This is a genomic window from Methylibium sp. T29 (assembly GCF_000576205.1).
Taxonomy (GTDB): Bacteria; Pseudomonadota; Gammaproteobacteria; order Burkholderiales; family Burkholderiaceae_C; genus Methylibium; species Methylibium petroleiphilum.
Genome location: NZ_AZND01000576.1, coordinates 1 through 717, shown reverse-complemented (window position 1 = coordinate 717; position 717 = coordinate 1). Strand labels below are relative to the sequence as shown.

General features: G+C 70.4%; 1 protein-coding gene. It reads left to right on the top strand.

Annotated elements, in window-relative coordinates; translation table 11 throughout:
• Nucleotides 1-121 precede the first annotated feature (121 nt).
• The gene (gloA, locus tag x551_RS22920) at nucleotides 122-664 is read left to right on the top strand and encodes a lactoylglutathione lyase (protein WP_036236161.1); all 543 of its coding nucleotides are present in this window, start codon (nucleotides 122-124) and stop codon (nucleotides 662-664) included.
• Nucleotides 665-717: the final 53 nt, after the last annotated feature.

Sequence of the window (717 nt, the reverse complement as noted above, 5' to 3'; positions counted from 1 at the left end):
GCCCCGGGCGCTGAACGCCCCGCGGGGGCGACGGGGCTTGGTCTGCCTGGCTGCCGCGGCCGGCACGCTGCGGCATCATCGTGGCCCCCGCCCTTTCCGGCCCCGACACAGGACCTCCCCCATGAGCTTCACCACCGAACAACAGCCCGGCGTCTGCGAGCAGGCCCCGGCCGCGACGAAGGGCTTCACGCTGAACCACAGCATGCTGCGCGTGAAGGACCCGAAGGTTTCGCTGGACTTCTACACGCGCGTGCTCGGCATGCGCCTGCTGCGCAAGCTGGACTTTCCGGAGATGAGCTTCTCGCTCTACTTCCTGGCGCAGGCCGAGGAGGCCGCCGCGGCGCCGCAGGACGTGGGCGAGCGCACCGCGTGGACCTTCGCGCAGCGCGGCATCCTGGAGCTCACGCACAACTGGGGCACCGAGAACGACGCCGAGTTCCAGTACCACGACGGCAATGCCAAGCCGCAGGGCTTCGGCCACATCTGCATCTCGGTGCCCGACCTCGACGCCGCGGTGCGCTGGTTCGACGAGAACGGCGTGACCTACGTGAAGCGGCCCGAGCAGGGCAAGATGAAGGACGTGGCCTTCATCAAGGACGCCGACGGCTACTGGATCGAGATCGTCGAGCCGGCACGGCTGGCGAAGCTGGGGCGCCCGGCTTGAGCGACGACGCGGCGCCCGAGCACTGGGCCGCCGACGCGGGCGAGCGCGACGTG